Origin of the sequence: Streptomyces sp. NPDC021562, from assembly GCF_040640875.1 — a bacterium.
Classification (GTDB): domain Bacteria; phylum Actinomycetota; class Actinomycetes; order Streptomycetales; family Streptomycetaceae; genus Streptomyces.
Map to the genome: position 1 here is coordinate 1 of NZ_JBFACN010000014.1, position 25,399 is coordinate 25,399.

Here is a 25,399-nt window from a genome sequence, read left to right on the forward strand (position 1 = left end):
CGTCGGTGCAGACTTCGCAATCCACACCGAACCCAGAAGGCCCTCACCTCTTCAAGCACCCAGCCCGCGTGTCACCAACGTCCTGGGACAGCACAGCTAGGGCGTCGCCGGCTTCGTGCCGGACTGCTCGTCCACCATGAACCGGGCGTACCAGTCCGGCCAGTCGGGGTCCTCCGCGCCCGTGCGGGCCTCGTGCTCGCCGTGTGCCGCAGCGGCCCGGCGCAGGGCATCGGCCAGGTCCGCGGCCGAGGCGAACGAGGTGGCCGCGGGGTCCAGCCGTCCCGGGAGCCTGGTGGTGACCTCCTGGAGGAGCCAGCCGTTGCCGTCCGGGTCGCTGAACGACAGGAAGGAGCCGTAGCTGGCGCGTTGCGGGTCCGGGCCGGAGACCCGGGCGTCGGTGCCGGCGTGGTGGAAGACGCCGCCCGCGTCGTGGAACACCTCGCTCGGGCCGGCGCCGCGCCGCGCCAGTTCCTTGTGGGCGGCCTCGATGTCGGAGACGACGAGGTGCAGGCCGCGGGCCGAGCCCGGGGGCTGCTCGGTGACCGCCGTGCCGAAGATGACCGACGCCGGGGAGCCCGGAGGGGTCACCTGGACCACGCGGAAGTCGCCGTCGGGGGCCACGTCCGCGTCCAGCCGCCAGCCGAGTGCCGTGTAGAAGTCCTTGGCCCGGTCGACGTCCGACACCGGCACCACGACGACCTCGAGTTTCATGTCCATGGCTCGCGCCTTCCGTAAGGGCCGTCAGCGGGCGACGAGCTGCTGGCCGCCGTCGATGTCGTAGGTGGCTCCGGTGAGGGCGCCGTTGACCATGAGGTGCAGGGCGAGGGCGGCGACGTCCGCCGGGCCGACCACCCGCCCGATGGGCAGCGTCCTCTTCAACTCCTCGCGCCGTGCGTCGAGTTCGTCCCCGAGGAGGGCCGCCGACAGTGGTGTGTCGACGAAGCCGGCCGCGATGAGGTTGACCCGGACGGGGGCGATCTCCAGCGCCAGGTTGGCGGTCAGGGCCGGCAGCGCCGCGGTGAGGGCGCCCGTCACGGCCATGCCGGCTGCGGGCCGCCGCCCGCCGGTGCCGCCGACGAACAGCAGGGTCCCCCCGGCCCTGACCTTCCGGCGGCTCGCCCGCGCCACCGCCAGCATCATCGCGAGCCGGCCGCCGAAGTCCTGGCCGGCCGCGGTCAGGTCCAGCTCGTCGAGGGGCGTGTACACGGGACTGCCCGCCGTGACCAGGACGTGGTCGACCCGGTCGGGCAGCTCCCCGAGGAAGCGCTCCAGCCGCTCGGTGTCGCGGGCGTCGAACGCCGCCGTGCCGAGCGGGCGCAGTTCGTCCGCGACCTGTTCCAGGCGGGCGGTGTCGCGTGCCACGAGGACCACGTCGCCGCCGTTCGCCCGCACCTGGCGCGCGGTCTCCAGGCCGATCCCGGCGCTGCCGCCGACCACCACGGCGGTCTGCCCGGCGAGTGCGCCGCTCGTGTTGCCGGTATCCGCGTCGGTCCCGTTCACGGGAGGTCACCGCCGTTCGCGTCGAACTCGCTGTGGCCGGAATCCCCGCCCCCGGTACGGTCGGCTCCCGGGCCTGCGCCGCGGGCCACCGACTCCGGGGACCAGTCTGTCACCGACCCGGGCGAACGGCATCCGGGGCCCGGAGGACGGCATCCGGGCCCCGCAGGAGCGGTGTCAGCGTCCCGGGCGCGGGTTCTCGGCGAGCGGTGCCTCCTCCCGCACGGAGGCGCCGTACAGCTGCTTCGACGTGGTGATCAGCTCGCGCTGCTCCGTGCGTGAACCGACCATGGGGCGCGACCCCTTGAGCGGCACCTGCGCGCTCTCGGGCAGGAACCACACCGTCACCAGGCCGATCGCACCGGCCAGCATCAGGTAGTAGGCGGGCATCAGGTCGTCGCCGGTGACGTTGACGAGTGCCTCCGTCACCAGGGGTGTGGTGCCGCCGAAGGCCGCCACCGCGATGTTGAAGCCGATGCCCATCGCGGCGTAGCGGACGGCCGTCGGGAACAGGGCGGGCAGGGTGGCGGCGCTCGGTGCCGCGAAGCACGCCAGCAGGGTCGAGAGGACCAGGACCCCGAGGATGGGCGGCCAGGTGCCGTCGGCCTTGATGAGCAGGAAGGACGGCACCGCGAGCACGATCATGGCGGCCGCGGAGACCCCGTAGACGGGGCGGCGTCCGATCCGGTCGCTGAGCCGTCCGACGAAGGTGATCAGCAGGACGATCCAGACCATGCCGATCAGCACCAGCACGTCGGCGGAACCGCTGGACCGGTGCAGGGTCTCCGTCTGGTACGTCGGCAGGAACCCGGTGACCATGTAGTTGGTGACGTTGTACAGCAGCACCAGGCCCATGCAGATCAGCAGCGGCCGCCAGTACCGCGTCACGATGCCCTTCAGCTCGCTGCCCGCCGACTCCTGGGCGAGGCTCTTCTCGTGTTCGTCCAGCTGCTGCTGGAAGGCCGGGGACTCCTCCAGCTTCAGCCGCATGTAGAGGCCGATCACCCCCAGGGGACCGGCGATCAGGAACGGCAGTCGCCAGCCCCAGGTGAGCATCTGGTGGTCGGTGAGGAGCAGGTTCAACACGGTGACCAGGGCGGATCCGAGGGCGTAGCCGACGAACGTGCCGAAGTCGAGCCAGCTGGAGAGGAAGCCGCGCCGCCGGTCCGGGGAGTACTCCGCGACGAACGTGGTCGCGCCGCCGTACTCGCCGCCGGTGGAGAAGCCCTGCACCATCCGGGCGAGCAGCAGCAGGATCGGGGCGGCGATGCCGATGGTGGCGTAGCTGGGGATGAGCCCGATGGCGAAGGTGCCGAGGGCCATCATGATCATCGTGGTGGCGAGTACCTTCTGCCGTCCGAGGCGGTCTCCGAGCGGACCGAAGACGAGTCCGCCGAGGGGCCGTACGACGAAGGCGGCGGCGAAGGTGGCGAACGAGGAGATGACCTGGGCCCCGGGAGACGCGCCGGGGAAGAAGACCTTGCCGATGGTGGCGGCGAGGTAGCTGTAGACACCGAAGTCGAACCATTCCATGCAGTTGCCGAGCGCCGACGCGCCGACGGCGCGCCGCAGCAGCGGTGGCTCGACGACCTGTACGTCGTCGGTGCGGAACGCCCGCCTGTTGCGGCGGAGCCTGCGCTGGAGCTCGTCGCGGACCTGCCTGGGCAGTTCGGCGACCGGCCGCGGTGTCCGCGTCCGGCCGGGTTCGGGGACCTCGTCGGGTAGCGCCTGGGTCACGCCGCCTCCCCCTTTCGGGTACTTCCGCGCGCTGCCGCGCTCAGATGTTTCACTGGAGCGAATTCCATGACAGGTGTGAACGCCTGGCACGAGAACCTGCTGCCCCGGAACACTGAGGCCATGCGTGCGGCCTGTGCAGCTGCAACAAGGGGTCAGGCCTGGGTGACGGGCTCCAGGGCCTCCACCGCCGCGGCCGCCGCGGACGAGTCCTGGCCGTAGAAGATGTCGATGTCGACTTCCTCGCCGCCCATGGTCAGCGTGTCCCACGCGCCGCTCAGGACGAGCATGCGGAGGGTGTCGGGTTGCAGGGTGCCGAGGCGTTCGAGGATCGCCTCGTCGTCCGGCATGCCCGCGAGCCGGGGCGCGAGCCGGTCACGGATGGCCCGCATGCGTTCCAGCAGTGTCCTGGTGTCGGCCTCGCGGTCGGGTTCCTCGGGGACCCCGTCGATGCCGTGGCCGATGATGTCCTTGATCGCCCATGTGACGCCCTGGTCGTCGGTGGTGACCATCGCCTTCCAGGCCCGGCTCTTGTGCCGGTACTGGAGCATGGACATCGCCGCCTCGTGCCGCAGGAAGTCCGCGTCCCGGAACGGCCGCCCGTTCCAGGCGCTGTTGAGGGAGCGGGCCAGCGAGACGGCGGAGGCGAGGCCGCTGTTGAGGCCGCGGCCCGGCCAGAAGTGGATCGCGTTGGCCGCGTCGCCCAGCAGGAAGCCGTAGGTACCGGGCGAGTGGGTGGTCGGTGGCAGCAACTCGGCGGAGAAGCGCGGGCGCTGCACCATGTCGAGGCGGAAGCCGGTGACCGCGGTGAGGTCCTCGGCCTCGACGCCGAACAGCAGCAGCCCCTCCCGCACCCGCCGCCACAGCGGTGAACCCTTCACCAGCGCGGGCAGGAAGAGCGTGCCGTGGGTCGAGCACCGGAAGTCGCCGTGCTCGTCGCGGTCCATCAGGCACGGCCGGGAGGCGACGCACTCCTCGAAGACGCGGCGGACCGGATCGAGACCGATGACCTCCGCGGCCTCGGCGTCGGTGAGCCGCATGTTGAGGAAGCCCTCGCCGCGCAACGAGTTGAGCAGGAAGCGGTTCTGGGCGACGGTGAGGAGGACCGCCATGGGGTCGGGCAGGCCCGACTTCACCCGCAGGCCGAGGACGACGTCCTGGAGGTGGCGGCCGTCGAGGGAGTAGATCGACTCGTCTGCCTTGCCGAACCGGGCGGCGAAGTGGTCCCGGGTGCGCGACCGGCCGCCGTCGCAGATCGCCAGCACGTGCTGGGTGGCCAGGGCCTCCTGCTCCGCCGCCGCGTCGAAGCGGGCGGGTATGAGCCGTATCCGGTCCCGCTTCTCGTTGGCGATGTCGAGCAGCCGGTCCTCGATGTAGGCGATGCGCATGTTCCGCGGGTGGTGGTCGCCGACCGAGTCGGGGCCGGAGGGCCACATCTCCGTGTAGTGCTCCGGGTCGAAGAGACGGGCCCGGACCTCCTCCGGCCAGGCCAGGTACTGCCGGCTCTGTACGGTCACCACCTGCTGGCGTCTGACGTTGCCCTCGTCCCGGCCCTTCCAGGTCACGGTCCGGCCCTGGCGGCGCCACCGGCCGTCGTAGACGGTGATCTGCGCCTGGGGTCCGAGGAAGTGCTCCAGCAGCAGGGCGAGGGACAGGCCGACCGGTCCCCCGCCGGCGACGGCGACCCTCAGGACGGGTCCCTGTTCGCTCTCCTTCGGGCCGTGCGTCACCGACCGGGGCAGCGAGAGCGCCATGAGCGTCTGCATGGCGTCGGCGACCTCGAAGCGGAACTCCTGGTCGCCCAGGGTGATCACGTCCCCGGGCTGCAGCAGCCGGGACTCCACTTCGGCCCCGTTGACCAGGGTGCCGTTGCTGCTTTCCAGGTCCCGCAGTACGTAACCGTTGTCCTCGTCGAAGACGATCTCCGCGTGGAAGCGGGAGACGCTCAGGCTGGAGATGACGACGGCGTTCTCGGAGTTGCGTCCGAAGGTGACGCGGGTGTCCAGGACCGGGATGCGCTCCCCCGCCAGGGGACCTTCGAGTCCGACCAGCACCGGTGCCACGGCACTCCCCCTCGCCATCCGCCCCTTATGGGCGAGCATAGTTGCCCCGCCGGGAATTTCCAGAGCGCTCGGCGCTCCGATTCCCGTGCGCAGGACGGCACTTGGCTGGTAGATGGCCGGCTGTGGGCCGGGCGGACCTGCGGGCCGGGCGGCAGCCGCCCGGCCCGCCGGGTCAGTGGCCGTGGCCGTCGGAACGCCTGCGGTGGAGGGTGAAGTTCTCGAAGACCGACAGCTCGCCGTGCGGCTTGTTCACGTTGTAGTACGTGACGTGCATCCGGGTGGTGTCACCGGGGTGCCGGCCGGGGTCGACGGTGAACGCGGCGAAGCCGTAGGGGTGGTCGGTGTCCCGGACGCCCATCCACACCGCCTGCTCCCTGACATAGGTCGGGGTGCGCTTGCCGTTGGAGCCGGCGGTCGCCGACACGGCGGTGATCACCTTGCCCGTGCCGTCCTTGAAGAAGTTCTGGTTGGTGGTGCCGGAGACCCCGCCACCGCCGAGGATCATGTGCACGGTGCCGAGGCCGGCGTCGATGTCGTCGGTGGCCTGCGAGACCGGGTTGGGGGTGAGTGTCTCGCTGCCGGTCACGACGCCGCGGACCGCCAGGGAACGCTCGTAGTTGTGCTCGTGGCCGCACAGGACGAGGTCGACGCCGTACCGGTCGAACAGCGGCCCGTACTTCTCGCGCAGCCCCAGGTCCGCGCCGTTGGCGTCGGAGGAGCTGATCATGACCTGGTGCATGGCCACGACCACCCAGTCGACGTCCTTCGAGTCGCGTGCCGCCTTCAGCTCCTTCTCCAGGAAGGCGAGCTGACGGCCGCCCGAGTAGCCGCTGATGTAGACGTCGCCGCCGTCCTGGAGGCAGTTGTCGTCGTTCTGCAGCACGATCACCCGCACCGAACCGGCCGTGAACGCGTACCACAGGCCCGCGAGTTCGGGGTCGGACTCGGTGGAGGGGAGGGAGAAGTAGGCCTGGTACGCGCCGAGTCCGAGCGGGCCGTTGGCCTTCTCGATCTCGTGGTTGCCGGCCGCCGGCATCCAGGGGCGGAAACGCGCCGAACGGGTGTTGTTGGTGAAGAAGTTGTTCCACGTCCGCACCCGGTCGACATCCAGGTTGGCGTAGCACAGGTCGCCGTTGAGGAGGTGGAACAGCGGGGCGACCTGCTCGATGCCGGTGACGATGTCCTTCGTGGCGGGCGTGGAGTTGGCGTCCAGGGCGACCGTGCCGGCGGCCGACCAGGTGACCTGCGGGGCGGACTGGTCGCCGAAGCTGGTGAAGGTGACCGGCTTGCGCCCGCGGGGCGCGGTGCGGAAGGTGCCGCTGTCCGGGGTCGCCCCCTCGTGCGTGGCGAGGTAAAGGTAGTCCGTGTCCGGGGTGAGCCGGTCGAGCCGGGCGTGGTGGACGTACACGGTGCGGCCGGAGGTGCCGTCGACGTACGTCACGGTACGGGCGGCGGCCCTGGAGCCGAAGCCGTGCTCCAGGGTGCCGTAGTGCACGACCGGCTTGGTCACCGGGCCGTCGGTGATCCATGACACCGTCATCTGGGTGCGCGGGTCGGCCCCGAAGGTCAGGTGCAGGCCCTGGACGGGGGACGCTCCCGAGGCGTCCGCGGTGAGGTGGAGGGCCGGGGCGGCGAGCGGCGCGGCCTGTGCCGTGCCCGCTCCCAGCAGTCCGGTTGCGGCGGCGCCCGCCCCCGCGGTCCCGAGCAGGCCCAGCGCGTGACGGCGGCTGAGCCCGTCCGGCTCCTCCGTCGGTCTGTCCTCTGCGGACTCTGTCTGTGCGGTCATGACGCCCTCCCGACGAGCAGCTGTGCTGACAACGACCGCACCCTGGCCCAGCCCAACTGCCGCCACATGAACACCACATGACCACTTGGTCCGCACGACTCGGGCATCGGGCCACCAAGACCGACACCTGCCCTCGTCTTTGCCTGCCGCCGTCCCGCCCTTGACCTGGTACCGGCCGGCGGACTGCTCCTCAGGCCCCGACCAGCACCGCCGTCAGGCACAGCCCCATGGCGACGGTGATGAGGATCATCGCGGTCAGGGTGCCGCGCAGCCAGTGGCCGAAGCGGGCCCGGTGCCGCTGCTCGGCCTCGCTGACGCAGGCGGCGATGTGATCGGTCACCATGCGGGCCACGTACGCCTGTTCCGCGAGGTACCAACGCTCGATGTCCGCCTTCTGCGCCGCGGTCAGTCCCGGCTCCCGGCCGGTGAACGCCGCGACGCGGCGCCGGGCCGCTCGCAGGTGGGCCTGCTGGTACAGGAAGTCCTGGATGTCGGTCAGGCCGCGGGCGGCCTCCTCGCTCGTGTCCATGGTGTGCTCCACAGGTGGGGCGGCGGCTGTCCGGCCGGTGGCTGTGGTGCGGGGGAGCACGGTCCGCGCGTCAGCGCCGGGAGGGAGAGCAGCGCGCACGTGCGTATCGAGCCGGGACGGGCCGGGACCGGCGGTCTCGCGGACCCCGCGGAGACGCCGGGCGGGCGGTCCGCAGGACCAGCGTGGCAACTTCCGTGGCAAGCCGCAAGGGTACGGATGCCGGACGCCCGCGCTCCGGTTCACGGGTGCCGACGTGCGCGGTCCTCAACCGTCGTAGTCGACCGTCAGCGAGTCGGAGACCGGGAACGTCTGGCAGGTCAGGACGTAGCCCGCCCGCACCTCGGCCGGTTCCAGGGCGTAGTTGCGGCGCATGTCCGCCTCGCCGGAGGTGATGCGGGCGCGGCAGGTGCCGCAGACGCCTCCCTTGCAGGCGAAGGGGAGGTCGGGGCGGACGCGTGCGGCGGCGTCGAGGAGAGTGCTCCCGCGCGGCAGCAGGGCGGTGGTCGAGCGGCCGTCCAGGGTGACGGTGACCTCGCTGGCCGGACCGGTCGCCGCCGCCTCCTCGTGCCGGAGGGGTTCGATCGGCTCGTCGGCGAAGAAGAGTTCCTGGTGGATCCGGTGGGCGGGGACGCCCAGTCCGGCGAGCACCTTGCGCGCCTCGAGGACCATGCCGTGCGGCCCGCACAGCCACCAGTGGTCCGCTCCGGCGATGTCGACCAGGCCCGCGACGAGCGCGCCGAGCCGGTCGCCGTCGAGGCGGCCGGAGAGGAGCTCGGCCTCGCGGGGTTCACGGGACAGGACGTGGGCGAGGTGGAACCGGGTGCGGTACTCGTCCTTCAGGTCGGCCAGTTCGTCGGCGAACATCACGGTGGCGGTGCGGCGGTTGCCGTAGAACAGCGTGACCGTGGAGCGCTCGTCGGCGGCCAGGACGGACTCGGCGATGGACATCATGGGGGTGATGCCCGAGCCGGCCGCGATGAGCACGTGGTGGCCGGGGACCGTGAGGTCGGGGGTGAAGGCTCCGGCGGGGGCCATCACCTCGACGGTGTCGCCCGGCCGTACCTCGTGGACCAGCCAGGAGGAGAAGAGTCCGCCGGGCACCTCGCGGACGCCGATGCGCGGCGGGGCACCGGCCGGTGCGCAGATGGAGTAGGAGCGCCGCTCGTCGCGCCCGTCGATCTCACGGCGGAGCGTGAGCGACTGGCCGGGGCCGAAGGCGAACTCCTCGGCGAGGTGGGCGGGGATGTCGAAGGTGACCGCCACGGCGTCCTCGCACAGGGGCTGGACCGCGGCGACGTGCAGGGGATGGAAGGCTGGGCGGCGCCGGTGCACCGCGGTCGCGGGGACACCGGCGGCCGGTGCCGTCAGCTCTGCCATCAGATCTCCTTGACGTACTCGAACGGTTCCAGGCAGCCGAGGCAGCGCCACAGCGCCTTGCAGGAAGTCGCCGCGAACCGGGAGGTCTCCTCGGTGGCGGCCGATCCGCAGCGGGGGCAGGCCACCGTGCGCCGGGTCGGCGACAGGTCCAGCGGGACGGGGCCCGCGGGGCGCCGTGGTGCGGGGTGGGGCGGAGCGATGCCGTGTCCGGCGAGTTTGCGGCGCCCTTCGGGGGTGATCCAGTCGCTGGTCCACGGCGGGTCGAGGACCGTGCGGATCTCCACGCGGCCGAAGCCGGCGTCGCGCAGCCGGGCGGCCACCCCGGCCCGCATCTCGGCCATGGCGGGGCAGCCCGAATAGGTCGGGGTGAGGTCGGCGACCACGGTTCCGTCCGGCTCGACGGTGACGTCCCGCAGCACGCCGAGGTCGGCGAGGGTCAGCATGGGAAGTTCCGGGTCGGGCACCTGTCCGGCGATGTGCCGGGCCCGCCGGGCGTCGGCGAGGACGGTCACCATGTCGCCTCCGGGTGGGCGCGGGCCACGCTCTGCAACTCGGCCAGCAGCGGGGCGAGACGGTCGGTGTGCTCGCCGTCGCGGCCCTGTCCGGGCAGCGGCGCGGCGGTCGGCATGGGGAGTCCGGCCGCGTCGAAAACCTGGTTCAGGTCCGCCAGCACCGCGTCGCGCGCGTCGTGGGCGGCGAACAGCTCCTCCCAGTAGGGTGCCTGTGCTTCCAGGGCGGTCAGCATGCGCGCGTGGGACTCCTCGGTGCCGTCGCCCAGGCGTACCACCCACTCGGCGGCGTACTGCCGGTGGTAGGTGAGTTCCTTGACGCCCTTGGCCGCGACCGCCGCGAGCACCGGGTCGGCGGCTGCGGCCAGTGCGGTGAAGTGGGCGAGCCGCCAGCAGGCGAAGACCAGGAGTCGCAGGACGGAGAAGGCGAAGTCGCCGTTGGGGAGTTCGACGAGGCGTACGTTGCGGAAGTCGCCGGGGTCACGGAAGTACGCGTAGGCGTCCTCCCCGCGGCCGGTGCCGTCGGTCTGGCCGCAGCGGGCGTACAGCAGGCGGGCCTGGCCGAGCAGGTCGAGCCCGATGTTGGCCAGCGCCACCTCCTCCTCCAGTTCGGGGGCGCGGGTCACCCATTCGGCGAGCCGCTGGGCCAGGACCAGGGCGTCGTCGCCCAGTGCCAGGCACAGGGCGGCGAGCTCGGCGGCGTCGACGTGCCGGGGCACGGTGGTGTCGACGCCGTGCAGCGGGTCCTCGAAGCCGGTGCCGAAGGCCCACCGGGCGTCGCCGTCGTCATGGCCCTCGGCCAGGCTCAGGTAGACGTGGTCGTCGCTCATCGCCGGCTCCTAGATGTGCGGGACGTCGTCGGGGATGTCGTAGAAGGTCGGGTGGCGGTAGACCTTGTCGGCGCTGGGGTCGAAGAAGGGGTCCTTCTCGTCCCGGGCGGAGGCGGCGATGTGCTCGGAGCGCACGGCCCAGATGCTCACGCCCTCGTTGCGCCGGGTGTACAGGTCGCGGGCGTGGGTGAGGGCCATCCGGTCGTCCGCCGCGTGCAGGGAGCCGACGTGGACGTGGTTGAGGCCGCGCTTGCCGCGGATGAAGATCTCGTACAGGGGCCAGTTCTGCGCGTCGCTCATGCCGCTGCCTCCTTGCGCGCCCGGGCGGCCTGCTTGGCGGCGTGGGCGCCGGCGGCCGCGCGTACCCAGGCGCCCTCCTCGTGGGCGGTGCGCCGGCGCTCCATCCGCTGCGCGTTGCACGGGCCGTTGCCGCTGATGACGTCCTTCAGCTCGGCGAAGTCGGGGGTGCCGAAGTCGTGGTGGCCGCGCTCCTCGTTCCAGCGCAGCTCGGGGTCGGGCAGGGTGACGCCCAGCCTGGCCGCCTGGGGGACGGTCATGTCGACGAAGCGGCGGCGCAGTTCGTCGTTGCTGTGCCGCTTGATCTTCCACGCCATCGACTGCGCGGAGTTGGGCGAGTCGTCGTCGGGCGGCCCGAACATCATCAGGGACGGCCACCACCAGCGGTTCACGGCGTCCTGCACCATCTCCCGCTGGGCCTCGGTGCCGCGCATCATGGTCATCAGCAGTTCGTAGCCCTGCCGCTGGTGGAAGGACTCCTCCTTGCAGATCCGGACCATCGCGCGCGCGTAGGGGCCGTACGAACTGCGGCACAGCGGCACCTGGTTGCAGATGGCCGCGCCGTCCACGAACCAGCCGATGACGCCGACGTCGGCGTAGCTGAGCGTCGGGTAGTTGAAGATCGACGAGTACTTCTGGCGGCCTTCGAGGAGGCGCTCGGTGAGGTCCGTGCGGTCGGCGCCCAGGGTCTCGGCGGCCGAGTACAGGTACAGGCCGTGACCGGCCTCGTCCTGGACCTTGGCGAACAGGATCGCCTTGCGGCGCAGTGACGGCGCCCTGGTGATCCACTCGCCCTCCGGCTGCATGCCGATGATCTCCGAGTGCGCGTGCTGGGCGATCTGCCGGATCAGCGTCCTGCGGTACCCCTCCGGCATCCAGTCGCGGGGTTCGATCCGCTGGTCACGGGCGATCGTGGCCTCGAAATGAGACTCCAGCTCGGGCTCGGCGTCCCTTCCGGCCGCTTCAGTCATCTCCACCACTCCCAACCGACCATTCGTTCGGTTCATCATACGGCGCACCCTCCCCGGTCTGGCAAGGGTCCCCGCCGGGCATGTCCCCGGCCCGCCGTCGACCTCTTGACATGCGGGTGCCCGGCTGGATTACTTGACCTCGCCGCACGCTAACCGAATGTTCGGTCGGTTCACAAGATGGTGAACGGCCCCCGAGGAGCCGCGATGAGCAGCGAAGTGATCACGCCCGGCCCCGGGGGCACCCGCCGGGGAGCACCGCTCCCCGGGGCGCTGCTGGACGAGGCCGAGCGGCTGTCCCGCGAGGAGGTCCTGGCACTCCAGCTCACCAGACTGCGCGCGACGCTCCGGCACGCGTACGACAACGTGGAGCTGTACCGCAGGAAGTTCGACGCGGCCGGTGTGCGCCCGGACGACTGCCGCACCCTCGCGGACCTCGGCCGCTTCCCCTTCACCACCAAGGCGGACCTGCGGGACACCTACCCCTTCGGCATGTTCGCCGTCCCGATGTCCGAGGTACGGCGCGTGCACGCGTCCAGCGGTACCACCGGCCGCCCCACGGTGGTCGGCTACACCGAGCACGACCTGTCGGTGTGGGCGGACGTCGTCGCCCGTTCCATCCGGGCCGCCGGCGGCCGCCCGGGACACAAGGTCCACGTCTCGTACGGCTACGGCCTGTTCACCGGTGGTCTGGGCGCCCACTACGGCGCCGAACGCGCCGGCTGCACCGTGATCCCCGCCTCCGGCGGCATGACCGCCCGCCAGGTGCAGATCATCCAGGACTTCCGGCCCGAGATCATCATGGTCACCCCCTCCTACATGCTCACGCTGCTCGACGAGTTCGAACGCCAGGGCGTCGATCCTCGCTCGACCTCCCTCGAGGTCGGCATCTTCGGCGCGGAGCCGTGGACGGAGGAGATGCGCCGCGAGATCGAGGAGCGCCTGGACATCCACGCGGTCGACATCTACGGGCTGTCCGAGGTGATCGGCCCCGGCGTGGCGCAGGAGTGCGTGGAGACCAAGGACGGGCTGCACGTCTGGGAGGACCACTTCTACCCGGAGATCGTGGATCCGCTGACCGACGAGGCACTGGCCGAAGGAGACGGCGGCGAACTGGTCCTCACCTCGCTCACCAAGGAGGCGCTGCCGGTCATCCGCTACCGCACCCGCGACCTGACCCGGCTGCTGCCCGGCACGGCGCGCCCCGGGTTCCGCCGGATCGAGAAGATCACCGGCCGGTGCGACGACATGATCATCCTTCGTGGGGTCAACGTCTTCCCCAGCCAGGTGGAGGAGATCGTGCTGCGGACGCCGGGAGTCGCCCCGCACTTCCAGATCCAGATCGGCCGGCGCGGCCGGATGGACCACATGACGGTCCGGGTGGAGGCACGGCCGGACGCCGCCCCCGCCGACCGCGCGGCCGCCACCCGGATCATCGCGCAGGGCATCAAGGACGGCGTCGGGGTCAGCGTGGAGGTCGCCGTCGTCGACCCGGAGACGCTGGAGCGGTCGCTCGGCAAGCTCCGCCGGGTCAGGGACCTGCGGGAAGGATAACTCCGTGGCGGTGACCGGGCTTCGGTGCCTACTGTCGCCCGCATGCCGGAACTCCAGTTGCTCCGTCCCGACCACATTCCGCCGCTGTCGTCTTCGAGCAGGAGAACCGCGCCTACTTCGCGGCGACCGTCCCCGATCGCGGCGACGACTACTTCGCCCGGTTCGAGGAGCGGCTCCAGGCCCTGCTGGCCGAGCAGGAGGCCGGGATCTGCCACTTCCATGTGCTGGTCGACCCGGCGGGCGCGGTGCTGGGCCGGGTGAACCTGACCGATGCCGTTGACGGCGCCGCCGACCTGGGATACCGGATCGCGGAGCGGGCCGCCGGCCAGGGCCTCGCCACCTGGGGCGTGCGGGAGGTGTGCCGCCGCGCCGCCGGCGCCTACGGACTGGCCGCCCTGCGGGCCGCCACCACCCTCGACAACACGGCGTCGCGTGCCGTGCTGGCCCGGACCGGGTTCACCGTCACCGGCGAGACCCGGCTGTCGGGCCGTCCGGGGCTGACGTATGTGCGGCGGCTCCAGCCGTAGCCCCCTGGGGCGCTGCCGGGCCGTCCGCTCCCCGGCGGCCGCGGTGTCCGGGAGCACCGCGGCCGCCGGGGCGTCGGTCAGCCGGCCACCGGCCGGCCGCGGCCCCAGGCCCAGGCGAGGCGGTCGGCGCCGGACTGGTTGGTGGTCTCCAGCCAGGGCCGGTCGGCGGGGCCGGTCAGCTTCTGCATCGAGTAGATGTCGTCGGTGCGCAGACCGGGCCAGTACACCGAGCCCATGCCGAGCTTGCGGAAGGTGTCGGTGTCGGCCTGGATGAAGTTGACCGGGTTGCTCGACGGCGTCGGCACGTCGTAGTTCAGGCCCGTGGTCATCTCGGCGCCGAACTCGTCCGCGACCGTGCGGTTCGCGCAGTCGCCGAGGCGTTCCTTGAGGTCGGCCACCCACTGGTCGTAGGTGGCGTAGCTCTTCCAGAAGCCGTAGTGGTGCAGGGAGAGGTAGGTGCCCTTCAGACGCGGGTCGGCACAAACGCTGGTGACGTGGTCGTTGTAGCCGGCACCGCTGACGAAGACGCGGTCGTGCGGGACGGACGGGTAGGTGGCGAGCCACTTCGCGGCGATGTCGGCCCACTGCGCGTCGGTGTAGCCGTGCGGCTCGTTCATCGGCTCGAAGTAGACGCGCGGGTCGTGCCGGTAGGCCTTCACCACGGTGTCCCACATGGGCCAGTAGGTGGCCTCGTCGTCGATGAAGCCGTCCTTGTCGGCGCCGGTGCCCTCCCAGTAGGAGACGATCACCTTGAAGCCGCGGTCGGAGGCCGCGTCGATGACCGCCCGGTAGGACTTCCAGTAGGCGCCGTTGACCGTGTAGGGGTTGATGGGCAGCCGCACGGTGTTGGCGCCGAGGTTGGCGCGGAAGGCCGAGATGATCCGGCTCGACTTGGCGTAGGTCCGCGCGTAGTCGTCCGAGGTCGACAGGCCGGAGAGCTGCAGGTAGTCGTCGGCGTAGTTGTCGCGCGGGTCGGCCCAGTTGACGCCCTTGAACTGGCTGGTGCCGTGGCCCGGCGCGGCGGCGGCGGGACTGCCGGTGAGGGTGGTGGCGCCGATCGCGGCGATCGCGACCGCCGCGAGGGCGGCGCGGGTGCGAGGGGTGACACGGGTTCTGGCGGGGGTCTTGCGCATCAACGTGCCCTTTCGGAAGACGGCGGCTCGGCGCGAGGGGGGATCGGGACCCAGGCAACGTGTTCACGTAAACATCGGGCAGACGTGTTCACGTGAACATCCGTTGCGCGGCCCGCGGACGGGATCTCCGTCAGGGCTGGTCACGCGGCGATGTTTACGTAAACTCGAAAGCGTCGGAATCGTGGCACCCGCTTCTGCGGCCGTCAAGATTCCCGGTCCCGACTTCCCGCGCATGAAGGAGATTTGAGGGATGGGCCGATGGTCCTGAACGAACCCGGGCGGCCGGCCCCGCCGGCCGCGGGCGGTGCGGGGCGGGGCGGTTCCGGGGTGCCCGGCGGGCGCCGCAAGCAGCGGGTCTCCATGGCGGACGTCGCCCGACTCGCCGGAGTCTCCTCGCAGACGGTCTCGCGGGTCTCCAACGGGCATCCAGGGGTGATCGGTTCCACCCGGGAACAGGTGCTGGCCGCGATGCGCGAGCTGGGCTACCGGCCCAACAGCGCGGCCCGCGCGCTGCGTTACGGCCGGTTCAACACCATCGGCGTGATCCTTTTCAGTCTGTCGTCCACGGGCAGCAGCCGCACCGTGGAGGCGATCGCCACGCATGCCGCCGCCGAGGGCTACGCGATCACGCTCATCCCCATCGACGTGGCCACGCAGGACAACGTGCTGGGCGCCTTCACGCGGATGGGCGAACTGGCCGTGGACGCCGTCATCGTCATCATGGAGATCCATCTGCTGGACACCGCCACCGTGCAACTGCCGCCCGGCGTCCACGTGGTGGTCGTGGACTCGGACGCCGGGGACCGCTACGGCGTGGTCGACACCGACCAGGCCGACGGCGCGCGCCGGGCCGTACGGCATCTGCTGGAGCTGGGCCACCGGACCGTGTGGCACGTGGCCGGTCCCGAGTCCTCGTACGCGGCCCAGCGCCGCGCCCAGGCCTGGCGGACGGTGCTGGAGGAGGCGGGGCGCCCGGTTCCGGCCCCGCTCCGGGGTGACTGGTCGGCCGAGTCCGGTTACGCGGCCGGGCTCGTGCTCGCCGAAGAGCCGGAGTGCACGGCCGTGTTCGCGGCCAACGACCAGATGGCCCTGGGGCTGCTGCGCGCCTTCCACGAACGGGGCCGGTCCGTCCCGGCCGACATCAGCGTGGTCGGCTTCGACGACACCCCGGACGCGGCCTTCTTCATCCCGCCCCTCACCACCGTCCACCAGGACTTCGCCGAGGTCGGCCGGCGCTGTGTGGAGGACGTCCTGCGCCAGCTGCGCACCGGCGACGACTGCCGCCCCGGCACCGACCTCGTCCCGGCCCGTCTGGTGATCAGGGACAGCACCGCCCGGCCGCGCACGGCGTGACGGCGCCGGCGGGTCTGCCCGCGGGTGAGAGGGGCGGGTGCGGGGTACCCGGGGCGGGACCGTGGTGAAGGGCACCGCGCGGACCCGGGAGTCGCCCTGTGTCCATGACGCATCCTGCCGAGCGCTCCCGTGACGGTCGGGGCTGGTTCGAGCGGCTGGCCGAGGCGGGCTCGAACGTCACCAGTTCCGCGCTGTTCATGGGCTTCTGCGTGGCCCTGGTCGCCGCGTTCGTCGCCGTGCACCTCTCGGGCCTCGGCCTGACCTGGCAACTGTTCGTCGGCGATGTCATGACCTCCGTGAACCTGCTGCTGCTCGCCCTGCTGAAGAACTCCGAGCGGCGGGCGGAGCACGCCCTCCAGCGCAAGCTCGACAGCATCGCCGGAGCGCTGCTGGAGCAGCGGGAGGGCGGGGGCGCTCAGGAGTCGGCCGGGGACCTGCGCAAGGCGATCCGCATGGAGGAGGAGCTCTGATCGGGCGCGGCCGGACGCGATGACCGGCCCGGACACGGGTCGGGTCCTCGTACCCTGTGGGCTGTGTCTGCCGTCCGTCTGCATCGCGTCGCCGTCCTCGTGCTGGAGGGCGCCAAGCCCCTCGACGTCGGTATCCCGGCGCAGGTGTTCACGACCCGGGCGAGCATGCCGTACGAGGTACGGGTGTGCGGCGCGGCGCCCGGTCCGGTCACCGGCGGCGACGGGTTGTCGTACCACGTCGCCGACGGCCTGGACGCGCTGGAGTGGGCCGAGATCGTGTTCGTCCCGGGGTACCGGTTCCCGGACCGGGAGGACCCGCCGCGGGCGGTCGTCGACGCGCTGCTGGGCGCGCACCGACGCGGGGCGCGGCTGGCCGCCATCTCGACCGGGGCCTTCGCGCTCGCCGCGACCGGTCTGCTCGACGGCCGGCGCGCCACCACCCACTGGCACTACACCCGGGCCCTCGCCGAGCGGCATCCCCTGGTCAAGGTCGACGAGAACGTGCTCTTCGTCGACGAGGGCAGCGTGCTGACGTCGGCCGGCGCGGCCTCGGGCATCGACCTGTGCCTGCACATCCTGCGCGGCGACCTCGGCGTGGCCGCCTCCAACCACGCGGCCCGGCGGCTGGTGGCGGCCCCCTACCGCAGCGGCGGCCAGGCCCAGTACGTGCCGCGCAGCGTGCCCGAGCCGCTCGGTGAGCGGTTCGCCTCGACCCGCGAGTGGGCGCTGCACCGGCTCGGCGAGCCGCTCACCCTCGACGCGCTGGCCCGGCACGCGGGGGTGTCGGCGCGCACGTTCTCGCGGCGGTTCGCGGAGGACACCGGGTACACGCCGATGCAGTGGGTGATGCGGGCCCGCGTCGACCTGGCCCGGGAACTGCTCGAACGCTCGGAGCGCAGCGTCGAGCAGATCGCCGACGACGTCGGCCTCGGCACCGGAGCGAACCTGCGGCTGCACTTCCGGCGGATCCTCGGCACGACGCCGAGCGACTACCGGCGCACCTTCACCAAGGGCGAGTAGGGCGGCCGGTGTGACCGGTGGGCGGGGGGCTGGCGGGATCCTTGTGAACCATGGCGATCTCGCCGCTGTCAGGGCCGGGCCGGGGCCGCGAACCTGATGGCGTAGCGAAGGGACACCACTTATGACTCGTATCGCCGTCAACGGATTCGGCCGCATCGGACGTAACGTGCTGCGCGCCCTGCTGGAACGGGACAGCAGCCTGGAGATCGTCGCCGTCAACGACCTCACGGAGCCGGCCGCCCTCGCGCGGCTGCTCGCCTTCGACTCGACGGCCGGCCGCCTCGGCCGCCCGGTGAGCGTCGACGGGGACGTCCTCGTGGTCGACGGCCGCCGTATCAAGGTCCTCGCGGAGCGCGAGCCGGCGCGACTGCCGTGGGCCGACCTCGGCGTGGACATCGTGCTGGAATCCACGGGCCGTTTCACGTCGGCGAAGGCCGCCCGCGCCCACCTCGACGCGGGCGCGCGGAAGGTGCTGGTCAGTGCGCCGTCGGACGGTGCCGACGTGACGCTGGCGTACGGCGTGAACACCGACGCGTACGACGCGGAGCTGCACACGGTCGTCTCCAACGCCTCGTGCACGACCAACGCGCTCGCCCCGCTGGCCGCGGTGCTGGACGAGCTCGCCGGCATCGAGCACGGCTTCATGACGACCGTGCACGCGTACACCCAGGAGCAGAACCTCCAGGACGGTCCGCACCGCGACCCCCGGCGCGCCCGTGCCGCCGGTGTCAACATCGTGCCGACCACGACCGGCGCCGCCAAGGCGATCGGGCTGGTGCTGCCGAACCTCGACGGCAAGCTGTCGGGCGACTCGATCCGGGTACCGGTGCCGGTGGGCTCGATCGTCGAGCTGAACACCACGGTGTCGCGGGACGTGACGCGCGACGAGGTGCTGGCCGCCTACCGCGCGGCGGCCGAGGGACCGCTCGCGGGCGTCCTCGAGTACTCGGACGACCCGCTGGTGTCGTCGGACATCACGGGCAACCCGGCCTCGTCGATCTTCGACTCGGCCCTCACCCGCGTCGACGGCCGCCACGTCAAGGTGGTCGCCTGGTACGACAACGAGTGGGGTTTCTCGAACCGGGTGATCGACACCCTGGAGCTGCTGGCGCGCTGACGGGTACCGACGCCGGCCGGCGGGCCGCTCGCCGGAGGTGGGGGGACGGCCCCCCGTCCGGCGAGCGGCCGCGCGCCGAGCGGTCAGTGCTGCGGGTGTGCCCGGGCGTGGAAGAGCGGGCGCCGCCGGGTGGCCGTGTCGGGAGCGGCGTGGCCGAGTTCGACGCGTGTCCTGACGGCGCGGAACGCCTCGGTCAGGCCCAGGACGATGGCCATGACCCCCGTCACCAGGGTGAGGGTGGCGATGGAGGCGAACGGCAGAATGATCATCACGATGCCGGCCATGGCACCGATGATCCCGAAGGCCACGTGCCAGCCGCGCGCCGGCATGGCCGGATCGGAGGCCGCGGCGGCCGTCTCCAGGATGCCCCGCAGCAGCCAGCTGAAGCCGATCCACAGGGCGAGCAGGAAGATCGACTCAAGGGGGCCCCGGAAGCAGATCAGCCCCAGCAGGATGTAGGCCGCGCCGGTGAGGAAGTGCAGGACGCGAAGGTTCCGGCGCACGTGCGTGCCGAAGGCGGCGGCGAGCTGGAAGACGCCGGTGGCCAGCAGGTAGACACCGAAGAGCACGCCGACGACGCGGAGTGTCGGGCCTGGCCAGACGAGGGCCACGACGCCGAGGGCGATGGTGGCGAGCCCCATGGTGAGCAGGAGCTGCCAGCCCAGGTTCGCGAGCGCGGCCGCGCCGTCGGCGAGCGGAGTCTGCTGTGGGCCGGTGTCCCGTGGCGGGACAGGACCGGTGGAAGCGGAAGGAGATGTCATGTCAGCTGCCTCCTTCTGGGAACAGCGTCGTCAGGTCCCTACAGGTCCATCGTCACCCGATCGGCCGCATATCGCGTGCGGAGTGATGACGGCGCGTCCCTGGATCCTTCCGTCGTGCAGGAGCTGGTAGGCCTCGGCGGCGCGGTCCAGGGGGAAGTGTTCGACCACCACCTCGATCTTCTCCTGCTGGGCGAGGGTGACCACGTCCATCAGTTCGGTGAGGGAGCCCCAGTACGGCGAGGCGACCGAGCACTCGTGCGGCGGGCTGGAGAAGTTCACCGGCAGCGCTCCCCCGCCGAGGCCGACGATGGTCAGGTGGCCGAGCACCCGGGCCACCTGAGCGGCCATCCGCAGCGTCGGGTCCGTGCCGACCATGTCCAGCACCAGCTCAGCGCCCTGCCCTGCCGTCATGTCCTTGATACGGGCGATCGCCCCGTCACCCGGGAGCAGTGCCTCGTCGGCGCCCAGGCGCGTGGCGGTCTCCAGTTTGACCGGATCGGTGTCGACGGCCACGACGGTGGTCGCCGCGCTGAGCGCGCGCAGGATCTGGAGGGTCATCTGGCCCAGTCCGCCGGCTCCGATCACGACGGCGGTCGAGCCGGGGCCCAGCAGGTGCAGCGACCGTTTGACGGCGTGACAGCCGGTCAGTCCGGCATCGCTGAGCGGGGCGGCCCGGCAGGGGTCGAGACCGCCCAGCGGCACGAGGTGACGCGCCGCCGGGACCAGCAGGTACTCGGCCATGCCGCCGTGGTGCCCGCCGCCCAGGCCCGGGCCCTGACCGGCGAGGTGCTGGCAGTAGTTCTCCCGGCCCTGACGGCACTGGACGCACACCCCGCAGCCCCAGCAGCCGTACACGACGACCGGGTCTCCCGGTGCGAACCCGGTGACGCCTGCTCCCAGCCGGGCCACCCGTCCCGCGTTCTCGTGGCCCAGCGTGAGGGGGAGGTCCGTGAAGCCGGGCAGCGGTCCGGGTGCCCCCATGACGTGCAGGTCGGAGTGGCAGGCGCCGGCACCCGCCACCCGCACCAGGACCTGGCCCGGCCCGGGCTCGGGTACCGGCACCTCGCGCAGTTCGGGCGGCTGCTGCCAGCCGACGAGTTGGAAGGCCCACATGGCGGGATCAGTCGACGATGCCGTCGATGTCGACCAGAACGTGCCGCGGGCCGCGGAAGATCTGGTTGTGCCGGTACGGCGGCGGGTCCTGCACCAGCCGGGGGTTCTGCACCCGCCGGACGAACTCGCCCACCGCGATCTGCACTTCGAGCCGTGCGAGCGGAGCACCGAAGCAGAAGTGGATGCCCTGGCTGAACCCGAGGTGCTGGTTGTCGCGGCGCTCCAGGTCGAGTTCGTCGGGGTCGGTGAACCGTTCGGGGTCGCGGTTCGCCGAGCCGTACGCCAGGAAGATGGGCGCCCCCTTGGGGATGGTGGTGCCGGCGATGTCGATGTCCTCCACGGCGGAACGGGTGTGCCAGAACTGGACCGACGACTCGAAGCGCAGCAGTTCCTCCACCGCGGGCACGATCAGCTCGGGCCTGCGGCGCAGTTTTTCGAGCGCGTCGGGGTGCCGCAGCAGGGTGAGCACGCTGTGGGCGATGAGGTTCACCGTCGTCTCGTGCCCCGCGAAGATCAACAGCAGGGCGTTGCTCACGAGGACGCCCTTGGACAGCGGCCCTTCCGGGCTGTCGTCGTGCACCAGGGCCGAGAGCATGCCGGGGCCGGGCTCCCGGGCGTACCGGTCGAGCAGTTCGGCCGTGAACCGCCCGAAATCCTGCACGGCCTGTTGCCCTCCGGACTGCCGGCTCCGGATCTCCTCGGAGGCGGCCTCGGGGCCGAAGTCCAGGGCGTCCAGGGCCGTCTCCACCCAGTGGTGGAAGCGTGGCTCGTCCTCCAGCGGCACGCCCAGCACCTTGCAGATCACCGTCACCGGCAGGGGGTAGGCGAAGTCGTCGACGGCGTCGATCCGGTCCTTGCCCCTCATGTCGTCCAGGAGTCCGCCGACGATCCGGCGGATCTCGGGCTGCAGGTCGGTGATCAGGTGAGGCGCGTGGGGCGGCCCGACGAAGTGCGGCATCATCAGCCGGCGGTCCCGGTCGTGCTCGGGGGGATCACAGGTGATGATGTTCGGCTCGGTCAGCACCGCCCTGATCGGTTCGGCCTCCGGATCCGCCGGGCCCTCGCCCGGCGCCGCGCCCGGCCCGGGACGCTTGCGCGGGTCCGAACTGACCCGGGGGTCGTGCAGCAGCGCGACGACCTCCCGGTAGGTGCTGACGACATAGGTGCCGTCCGGCTGCCGCGCGACCGGCTCCTTGCGCAGTTCCTCGTAGAACGGGTACGGATTGGCCCGGTTGGCATAGCGGAGGGCCTGTTGCCAGGGGGTTTCCTCGACCACGAGGCTCCCCTCCTTCTTCCTGTCGGTGCTGTCCGCGGGTCGCACAGGACCCGACGGGCCGGGTCAGTGGCGCCGCGGCCGGAACTCGGCCTTGCGCTCGCTCGGCGCGTGGCCGGTCAGGACGACGTCGGGGATCGCCGTCGGGACCCTCGGGTCCGGGAACTCCGCCGGCACCGGCTTCGCGTCGGTCGGCCGGTCCCAGCCCGGCGGCGGAGGCGGGAACGGACCGGACCGTTCGATCAGCTTCCCGTAGTACTCCAGCCACTTGCCGTGGTCGAAGGTCACGGCCGCCACGATGCGGCCCCGGCGACCGTAGGCCGCGGCGAAGCGACGGTCGGCGACGGACCCCTGCGTGACGACGATCTCGTCACCGAAAGGCGGCACGCCGACGGACTTGATGTTGACGCCGAACTGACCGGACCAGAAGCCGGGCAGCAGCAGATGCGGGCGGTAGTGGGGCTCCAGGTTGACCATGTTGTGGGCCGCCACCTCGGCGCCCAGCACGGCGTTGTCCCAGTGCTCCATCGCCAGGAACTGGTACTCGTAAAGCACATGCGGCGCGCGTGCCACGTCACCGGCCACGTAGATGCTGTCGGTGACCACGCCGTTGATGTCGAAGGCACGGCCGCCGGCGTCGCACCCGACGCCCCAGAAGCCGGCTGCCAGCCCCGACCCCTCCAGCCACTCGACGTTGCGGATCGACCCGAGCGAGGCCACCACCACGTCGGCGTCGACGGTGGCGCCGTCGGACAGCCGCGCGCGCCGCACATGCCCTGCGGAGTCGCCCTCCAGCGCCGACACGCCCAGCCCGCAGCGCAGGTCCACGCCGTGTTCGCGCTGCATCTGCGCGGCGATCTCTCCGATCACCCCGCCGAGCGCGCCCGCCAACGGCGCCGGGCCGCGCTCGACCACGGTCACCGCGATGCCCAACTCGCGGCAGACGGAGGCCACTTCCGAGCCGATGAAGCCGGCGCCGATGACCAGCACCCGGGAGGGCGACGCGGCCAGTGCCTTCTGCAGCCGGGCGGCGTCGTCCCGGGTGCGAATCGTGCAGACGCCCTCCAGGGCGGCCTCGTCCGGGTTCGGCCACTGCCGCGCCCGGGTGCCCGTGGCGATCAGCAGCCGGTCGTACGGCACCTGCTCCCCGTCTGCGAGACGCACCTGCTTGGTGACGCGGTCCAGCCCGACGGCGGCCACTCCGAGCCGCCAGTCCGCGTTCACCTCGCGCATCCGGGGCAGTTTGGTGTGGTCGGCCGGCACCCAGCCCTTGAGTACCTGTTTGGACAGCGGCGGACGGTCGTAGGGCTCGTACGGCTCGTCCCCGATGATGGTCAGGGAGCCGGTGAAGCCCTCCGCCCGCAGGGACTCCGCGGCCCGCAGCCCGGCCAGGGAGGCTCCCACGACGACGATCCGGCCGCTGGCCCGGAACTCGCGCACCAGTTCGGCGACCGTTGCCCGCAGGGTCATGACGCCGCACTTCCCTCCGCGCCGTCCACACGGTCGATCACGATCGCCTGCACCGGACACGCGGCAGCGGCCCGCTCGACCTGCAGGCGCTGCTCGTCGTCGGGGTTCGGCTCATAGGTGAGCGCCTCCTGGCCGCTCAGCCTGAAGACGTCGTGCGCCAGATACACGCACTGGGCGTATCCCTGGCATCGGTTCAGGTCCACGACGATGCGCATGGGCAGACTCCCTTCGATCTGCCGGCCCGGCTGAGCGGTTCGCCCGGCTGTGTGGGGAGCTCACCGACGAGGACCTCGTGTTCCGGCCGTTCCGCCCACAAAAAATGTTCGTCCCGTGCGCGGACGATCGCAAACCGCCGGCCGCTCGCCCGGCCTCATCCCTCGGCCGGCACCACCCTGACGACCTCGCCCTTCCTGTCCGTCTGGAGGTATCCGCTCTGGCTGTACCTGTTGCTGAGGTAGACGGACATCCCGGCGGGGTCGCCGAAGGCGTCGCCCGGCAGGTCCACGACCAGGTAGCGGCTGGTCGGGGCGGGCACCTTGAGCTGCTTTCGGGCCTGGGCCAGCAGGGAGGGGACCTTGTCCCAGTCGAAGCCGTCGAGGCGGACGGGGGTCCCGGAACCGGGCAGGGTGCCCGAGACGATGTCCTTCCGCACGCCCTGCCCGGCGCGGTAGGTGTACATGTCGTACGCGGTGTCGCTGCCCTTCACCATCAGCCAGGCGATGACGTACTCCGGGTACACCGTGAGCTTGCCGAAGCGGTCCCGGCCGGTCTGCTTCTCGAAGGCCGCGACGGCGGTGCGTATGCCCTGCGGGGTCAGCAGGTCCGTACCGGCGGTCTGCTGCGCGGCGGTGGGGGCGGCGGTGCTCCCGGCCGAGGGTGATGCCGTGGTGCGCGGGGTGCCGGAGTCCGCGGGGCCGGGGGTGTGGGCGCCCGTGCCCGGCAGCAGGTTCCACGCGAGCACACCGGCGACGGCCACCGCGGCCGCGGGCAGGAGGAGCAGCGTCCGGCGGCGGCGTGGAACGGGTCCGGGGGAGGTGGGCGTCGGGTCAGGCGGTGAGGCGTCCCGTACGACGGGAAGCGGTGCGTCCCGCGGTGGGGCGGAGGGGGGTTGCAGCGGGAAGGACGTGGGAGACCCGGTCTCCCGGGCGGCTCGGGCCAGCATGCGGTCCAGGGCGACGGCGTCCGGGCGGGCCGCCGGGTCGCGGACCAGGACGCGGGTGAGGACCTCCGTCAGGGGGCCGGCCTGGACCGGTGGCGGGACGTCCTCGGCGAGGACCGCGGCGAGCGTGGCGAGGGTGGTGCCGCGGCGCAGCGGATGGTGGCCCTCGACCGCCACGTACAGCATCATCGCGAGGGACCACAGGTCCGCGGCCGCTCCGCCGTCCTTGCCGGAGACGCGCTCCGGTGCCATGTAGTCCGGGGTGCCGATGACCGATCCGGTGGCGGTGAGGGCGGTGGCCTCCCGCACGGCGGCGATGCCGAAGTCGGTGAGCACCGGGCGGCCGTCGGGGCGCAGCAGGACGTTGGCCGGCTTCACGTCGCGGTGTTCGACGCCGGCCTCGTGGGCGGCGCGGAGCGCGGCCAGCACCTCGCGGCCGATCCGCGCTGCCTCGACCGGGTTCACCGGCCCGCCGGCAAGGCGGTCGGCGAGCGAGCCGCCGGTCACGAGCTCCATGACGATCCACGGGTAGGTCCCGGGCCCGCCGTCGACGATGTGATGGATCGTCACCACGTTCGGGTGGTCGACCCGGGCCAGGGCGCGGGCCTCCCGCAGCACCCGTTCGCGCAGCAGCCGGGCGGCCTCCGGGTCGTACTCGGCGAGGCCCGGGTCGGACGGCCGTACCTCCTTGACGGCCACGCTGCGCCGCAGCACCACGTCGGTGGCCCGCCAGACCGTGCCCATGCCGCCGCCACCGAGCCGGGCGACCAGCTCGAACCGCCCGTCGACCACCCGTCTGGCGGGGGCGTCCCTGCCCTCGTCGTCCTCGTCGTTCATGCGCCGGAGCATAGTTGGCCGG

24 protein-coding genes are annotated in these 25,399 nt (G+C 72.0%); 6 read left to right on the forward strand and 18 right to left on the reverse strand.

The features are described 5' to 3' along the window. Window positions 1-96: 96 nt before the first annotated feature. The 11 genes from AB0G52_RS22300 to paaA form a co-directional block, all read right to left on the reverse strand. Window positions 97-717, reverse strand: a complete 621-nt coding sequence (locus AB0G52_RS22300) for a VOC family protein (protein ID WP_132890816.1) — start codon at window positions 715-717, stop codon at window positions 97-99. Window positions 718-741: 24 nt separating this feature from the next. Next, window positions 742-1,500, reverse strand: coding sequence for an SDR family oxidoreductase (locus AB0G52_RS22305; RefSeq protein WP_132890815.1), 759 nt, complete (start codon window positions 1,498-1,500; stop codon window positions 742-744). Window positions 1,501-1,674: 174 nt separating this feature from the next. Continuing rightward, the gene (locus AB0G52_RS22310; RefSeq protein ID WP_132890814.1) at window positions 1,675-3,234 is read right to left on the reverse strand and encodes an MFS transporter; all 1,560 of its coding nucleotides are present in this window, start codon (window positions 3,232-3,234) and stop codon (window positions 1,675-1,677) included. Window positions 3,235-3,386: 152 nt separating this feature from the next. Beyond that, window positions 3,387-5,294, reverse strand: coding sequence for an FHA domain-containing protein (locus AB0G52_RS22315; protein ID WP_361338099.1), 1,908 nt, complete (start codon window positions 5,292-5,294; stop codon window positions 3,387-3,389). Window positions 5,295-5,466: 172 nt separating this feature from the next. Then, complete coding sequence (locus tag AB0G52_RS22320) at window positions 5,467-7,080, reverse strand: metallophosphoesterase family protein (RefSeq protein ID WP_361338101.1); 1,614 nt, start codon at window positions 7,078-7,080, stop codon at window positions 5,467-5,469. 190 nt (window positions 7,081-7,270) lie between these two features. Continuing rightward, window positions 7,271-7,609, reverse strand: coding sequence for a hypothetical protein (locus AB0G52_RS22325; protein ID WP_132890812.1), 339 nt, complete (start codon window positions 7,607-7,609; stop codon window positions 7,271-7,273). A 264-nt stretch (window positions 7,610-7,873) separates the two neighbouring features. After that, complete coding sequence (paaE, locus tag AB0G52_RS22330) at window positions 7,874-8,986, reverse strand: 1,2-phenylacetyl-CoA epoxidase subunit PaaE (RefSeq protein WP_132890811.1); 1,113 nt, start codon at window positions 8,984-8,986, stop codon at window positions 7,874-7,876. After that, window positions 8,986-9,501 (reverse strand): 1,2-phenylacetyl-CoA epoxidase subunit PaaD, encoded by a 516-nt coding sequence (gene paaD, locus AB0G52_RS22335; RefSeq protein ID WP_132890810.1) that lies wholly within the window; start codon window positions 9,499-9,501, stop codon window positions 8,986-8,988. The genes paaE and paaD overlap by 1 nt, the downstream gene beginning before the upstream one ends. Continuing rightward, window positions 9,495-10,325: a 1,2-phenylacetyl-CoA epoxidase subunit PaaC gene (paaC, locus tag AB0G52_RS22340; protein ID WP_361338104.1), complete on the reverse strand. Its 831-nt coding sequence runs from the start codon at window positions 10,323-10,325 to the stop codon at window positions 9,495-9,497. Before paaC ends, paaD begins: the two co-directional genes overlap by 7 nt. Before the next feature lie 9 nt (window positions 10,326-10,334). Continuing rightward, window positions 10,335-10,625 carry a 1,2-phenylacetyl-CoA epoxidase subunit PaaB gene (gene paaB / locus AB0G52_RS22345; RefSeq protein ID WP_132890808.1) on the reverse strand — a complete coding sequence of 97 codons (291 nt, stop codon included), beginning with the start codon at window positions 10,623-10,625 and terminating at the stop codon, window positions 10,335-10,337. After that, entirely contained in the window at window positions 10,622-11,593 is a 972-nt protein-coding gene (gene paaA / locus AB0G52_RS22350) for a 1,2-phenylacetyl-CoA epoxidase subunit PaaA (protein ID WP_132890807.1), read from the reverse strand. Before paaA ends, paaB begins: the two co-directional genes overlap by 4 nt. A 204-nt stretch (window positions 11,594-11,797) precedes the next feature. Here paaA and paaK point away from each other — a divergent pair, with 204 nt between their 5' ends. Together paaK and AB0G52_RS22360 are read left to right on the forward strand one after the other, a co-directional pair. Further along, window positions 11,798-13,144: a phenylacetate--CoA ligase PaaK gene (gene paaK, locus AB0G52_RS22355; protein WP_361338107.1), complete on the forward strand. Its 1,347-nt coding sequence runs from the start codon at window positions 11,798-11,800 to the stop codon at window positions 13,142-13,144. A gap of 185 nt (window positions 13,145-13,329) precedes the next feature. Beyond that, entirely contained in the window at window positions 13,330-13,671 is a 342-nt protein-coding gene (locus AB0G52_RS22360) for a GNAT family N-acetyltransferase (RefSeq protein ID WP_361338322.1), read from the forward strand. Between the two features lie 77 nt (window positions 13,672-13,748). Here the strand turns inward: AB0G52_RS22360 and AB0G52_RS22365 are convergent, their stop codons facing one another. Further along, entirely contained in the window at window positions 13,749-14,804 is a 1,056-nt protein-coding gene (locus AB0G52_RS22365) for a cellulase family glycosylhydrolase (RefSeq protein ID WP_132890804.1), read from the reverse strand. Window positions 14,805-15,062: 258 nt separating this feature from the next. Here AB0G52_RS22365 and AB0G52_RS22370 point away from each other — a divergent pair, with 258 nt between their 5' ends. The 4 genes from AB0G52_RS22370 to gap all read left to right on the forward strand — a co-directional run bounded on the left by AB0G52_RS22370 (window position 15,063) and on the right by gap (window position 18,764). Beyond that, the gene (locus AB0G52_RS22370; RefSeq protein ID WP_207921820.1) at window positions 15,063-16,157 is read left to right on the forward strand and encodes a LacI family DNA-binding transcriptional regulator; all 1,095 of its coding nucleotides are present in this window, start codon (window positions 15,063-15,065) and stop codon (window positions 16,155-16,157) included. A gap of 104 nt (window positions 16,158-16,261) precedes the next feature. Then, window positions 16,262-16,627, forward strand: a complete 366-nt coding sequence (locus tag AB0G52_RS22375) for a hypothetical protein (protein ID WP_132890803.1) — start codon at window positions 16,262-16,264, stop codon at window positions 16,625-16,627. A 63-nt stretch (window positions 16,628-16,690) separates the two neighbouring features. Beyond that, on the forward strand, window positions 16,691-17,647 hold the full coding sequence (locus AB0G52_RS22380) for a helix-turn-helix domain-containing protein (protein ID WP_132890802.1): 957 nt from the start codon (window positions 16,691-16,693) through the stop codon (window positions 17,645-17,647). 121 nt (window positions 17,648-17,768) lie between these two features. Further along, the gene (gene gap, locus AB0G52_RS22385; RefSeq protein WP_132890801.1) at window positions 17,769-18,764 is read left to right on the forward strand and encodes a type I glyceraldehyde-3-phosphate dehydrogenase; all 996 of its coding nucleotides are present in this window, start codon (window positions 17,769-17,771) and stop codon (window positions 18,762-18,764) included. 83 nt (window positions 18,765-18,847) lie between these two features. On the opposite strand, the gene AB0G52_RS22390 is transcribed toward gap, so the two are convergent. From AB0G52_RS22390 to AB0G52_RS22415, 6 genes are all read right to left on the reverse strand, one after another. Beyond that, window positions 18,848-19,525 (reverse strand): HdeD family acid-resistance protein, encoded by a 678-nt coding sequence (locus AB0G52_RS22390; RefSeq protein ID WP_132890800.1) that lies wholly within the window; start codon window positions 19,523-19,525, stop codon window positions 18,848-18,850. A 30-nt stretch (window positions 19,526-19,555) separates the two neighbouring features. Further along, complete coding sequence (locus tag AB0G52_RS22395) at window positions 19,556-20,638, reverse strand: NAD(P)-dependent alcohol dehydrogenase (protein ID WP_361338110.1); 1,083 nt, start codon at window positions 20,636-20,638, stop codon at window positions 19,556-19,558. Window positions 20,639-20,645: 7 nt separating this feature from the next. Further along, window positions 20,646-21,914: a cytochrome P450 gene (locus AB0G52_RS22400; RefSeq protein WP_132890799.1), complete on the reverse strand. Its 1,269-nt coding sequence runs from the start codon at window positions 21,912-21,914 to the stop codon at window positions 20,646-20,648. A gap of 63 nt (window positions 21,915-21,977) precedes the next feature. Continuing rightward, window positions 21,978-23,381, reverse strand: a complete 1,404-nt coding sequence (locus tag AB0G52_RS22405; protein ID WP_361338112.1) for an FAD-dependent oxidoreductase — start codon at window positions 23,379-23,381, stop codon at window positions 21,978-21,980. Further along, window positions 23,378-23,596 (reverse strand): ferredoxin, encoded by a 219-nt coding sequence (locus tag AB0G52_RS22410; RefSeq protein ID WP_132890797.1) that lies wholly within the window; start codon window positions 23,594-23,596, stop codon window positions 23,378-23,380. Before AB0G52_RS22410 ends, AB0G52_RS22405 begins: the two co-directional genes overlap by 4 nt. Before the next feature lie 155 nt (window positions 23,597-23,751). Further along, complete coding sequence (locus tag AB0G52_RS22415) at window positions 23,752-25,377, reverse strand: serine/threonine-protein kinase (protein WP_132890796.1); 1,626 nt, start codon at window positions 25,375-25,377, stop codon at window positions 23,752-23,754. Window positions 25,378-25,399: the final 22 nt, after the last annotated feature.

Excerpts from the sequence above, each read along its gene's own strand:
- paaE (WP_132890811.1), bottom strand. The coding sequence starts at position 8,986 with ATGGCAGAGCTGACGGCACCGGCCGCCGGTGTCCCCGCGACCGCGGTG.
- AB0G52_RS22365 (WP_132890804.1), bottom strand. The coding sequence starts at position 14,804 with ATGCGCAAGACCCCCGCCAGAACCCGTGTCACCCCTCGCACCCGCGCC.
- AB0G52_RS22370 (WP_207921820.1), top strand. The coding sequence starts at position 15,063 with ATGGTCCTGAACGAACCCGGGCGGCCGGCCCCGCCGGCCGCGGGCGGT.
- AB0G52_RS22395 (WP_361338110.1), bottom strand. The coding sequence starts at position 20,638 with ATGTGGGCCTTCCAACTCGTCGGCTGGCAGCAGCCGCCCGAACTGCGC.
- paaB (WP_132890808.1), bottom strand. The coding sequence starts at position 10,625 with ATGAGCGACGCGCAGAACTGGCCCCTGTACGAGATCTTCATCCGCGGC.
- AB0G52_RS22375 (WP_132890803.1), top strand. The coding sequence starts at position 16,262 with ATGACGCATCCTGCCGAGCGCTCCCGTGACGGTCGGGGCTGGTTCGAG.
- AB0G52_RS22415 (WP_132890796.1), bottom strand. The coding sequence starts at position 25,377 with ATGAACGACGAGGACGACGAGGGCAGGGACGCCCCCGCCAGACGGGTG.
- paaK (WP_361338107.1), top strand. The coding sequence starts at position 11,798 with ATGAGCAGCGAAGTGATCACGCCCGGCCCCGGGGGCACCCGCCGGGGA.
- paaA (WP_132890807.1), bottom strand. The coding sequence starts at position 11,593 with ATGACTGAAGCGGCCGGAAGGGACGCCGAGCCCGAGCTGGAGTCTCAT.
- AB0G52_RS22300 (WP_132890816.1), bottom strand. The coding sequence starts at position 717 with ATGGACATGAAACTCGAGGTCGTCGTGGTGCCGGTGTCGGACGTCGAC.
- gap (WP_132890801.1), top strand. The coding sequence starts at position 17,769 with ATGACTCGTATCGCCGTCAACGGATTCGGCCGCATCGGACGTAACGTG.
- AB0G52_RS22320 (WP_361338101.1), bottom strand. The coding sequence starts at position 7,080 with ATGACCGCACAGACAGAGTCCGCAGAGGACAGACCGACGGAGGAGCCG.
- paaD (WP_132890810.1), bottom strand. The coding sequence starts at position 9,501 with ATGGTGACCGTCCTCGCCGACGCCCGGCGGGCCCGGCACATCGCCGGA.
- paaC (WP_361338104.1), bottom strand. The coding sequence starts at position 10,325 with ATGAGCGACGACCACGTCTACCTGAGCCTGGCCGAGGGCCATGACGAC.
- AB0G52_RS22390 (WP_132890800.1), bottom strand. The coding sequence starts at position 19,525 with ATGACATCTCCTTCCGCTTCCACCGGTCCTGTCCCGCCACGGGACACC.
- AB0G52_RS22410 (WP_132890797.1), bottom strand. The coding sequence starts at position 23,596 with ATGCGCATCGTCGTGGACCTGAACCGATGCCAGGGATACGCCCAGTGC.
- AB0G52_RS22405 (WP_361338112.1), bottom strand. The coding sequence starts at position 23,381 with ATGACCCTGCGGGCAACGGTCGCCGAACTGGTGCGCGAGTTCCGGGCC.
- AB0G52_RS22325 (WP_132890812.1), bottom strand. The coding sequence starts at position 7,609 with ATGGACACGAGCGAGGAGGCCGCCCGCGGCCTGACCGACATCCAGGAC.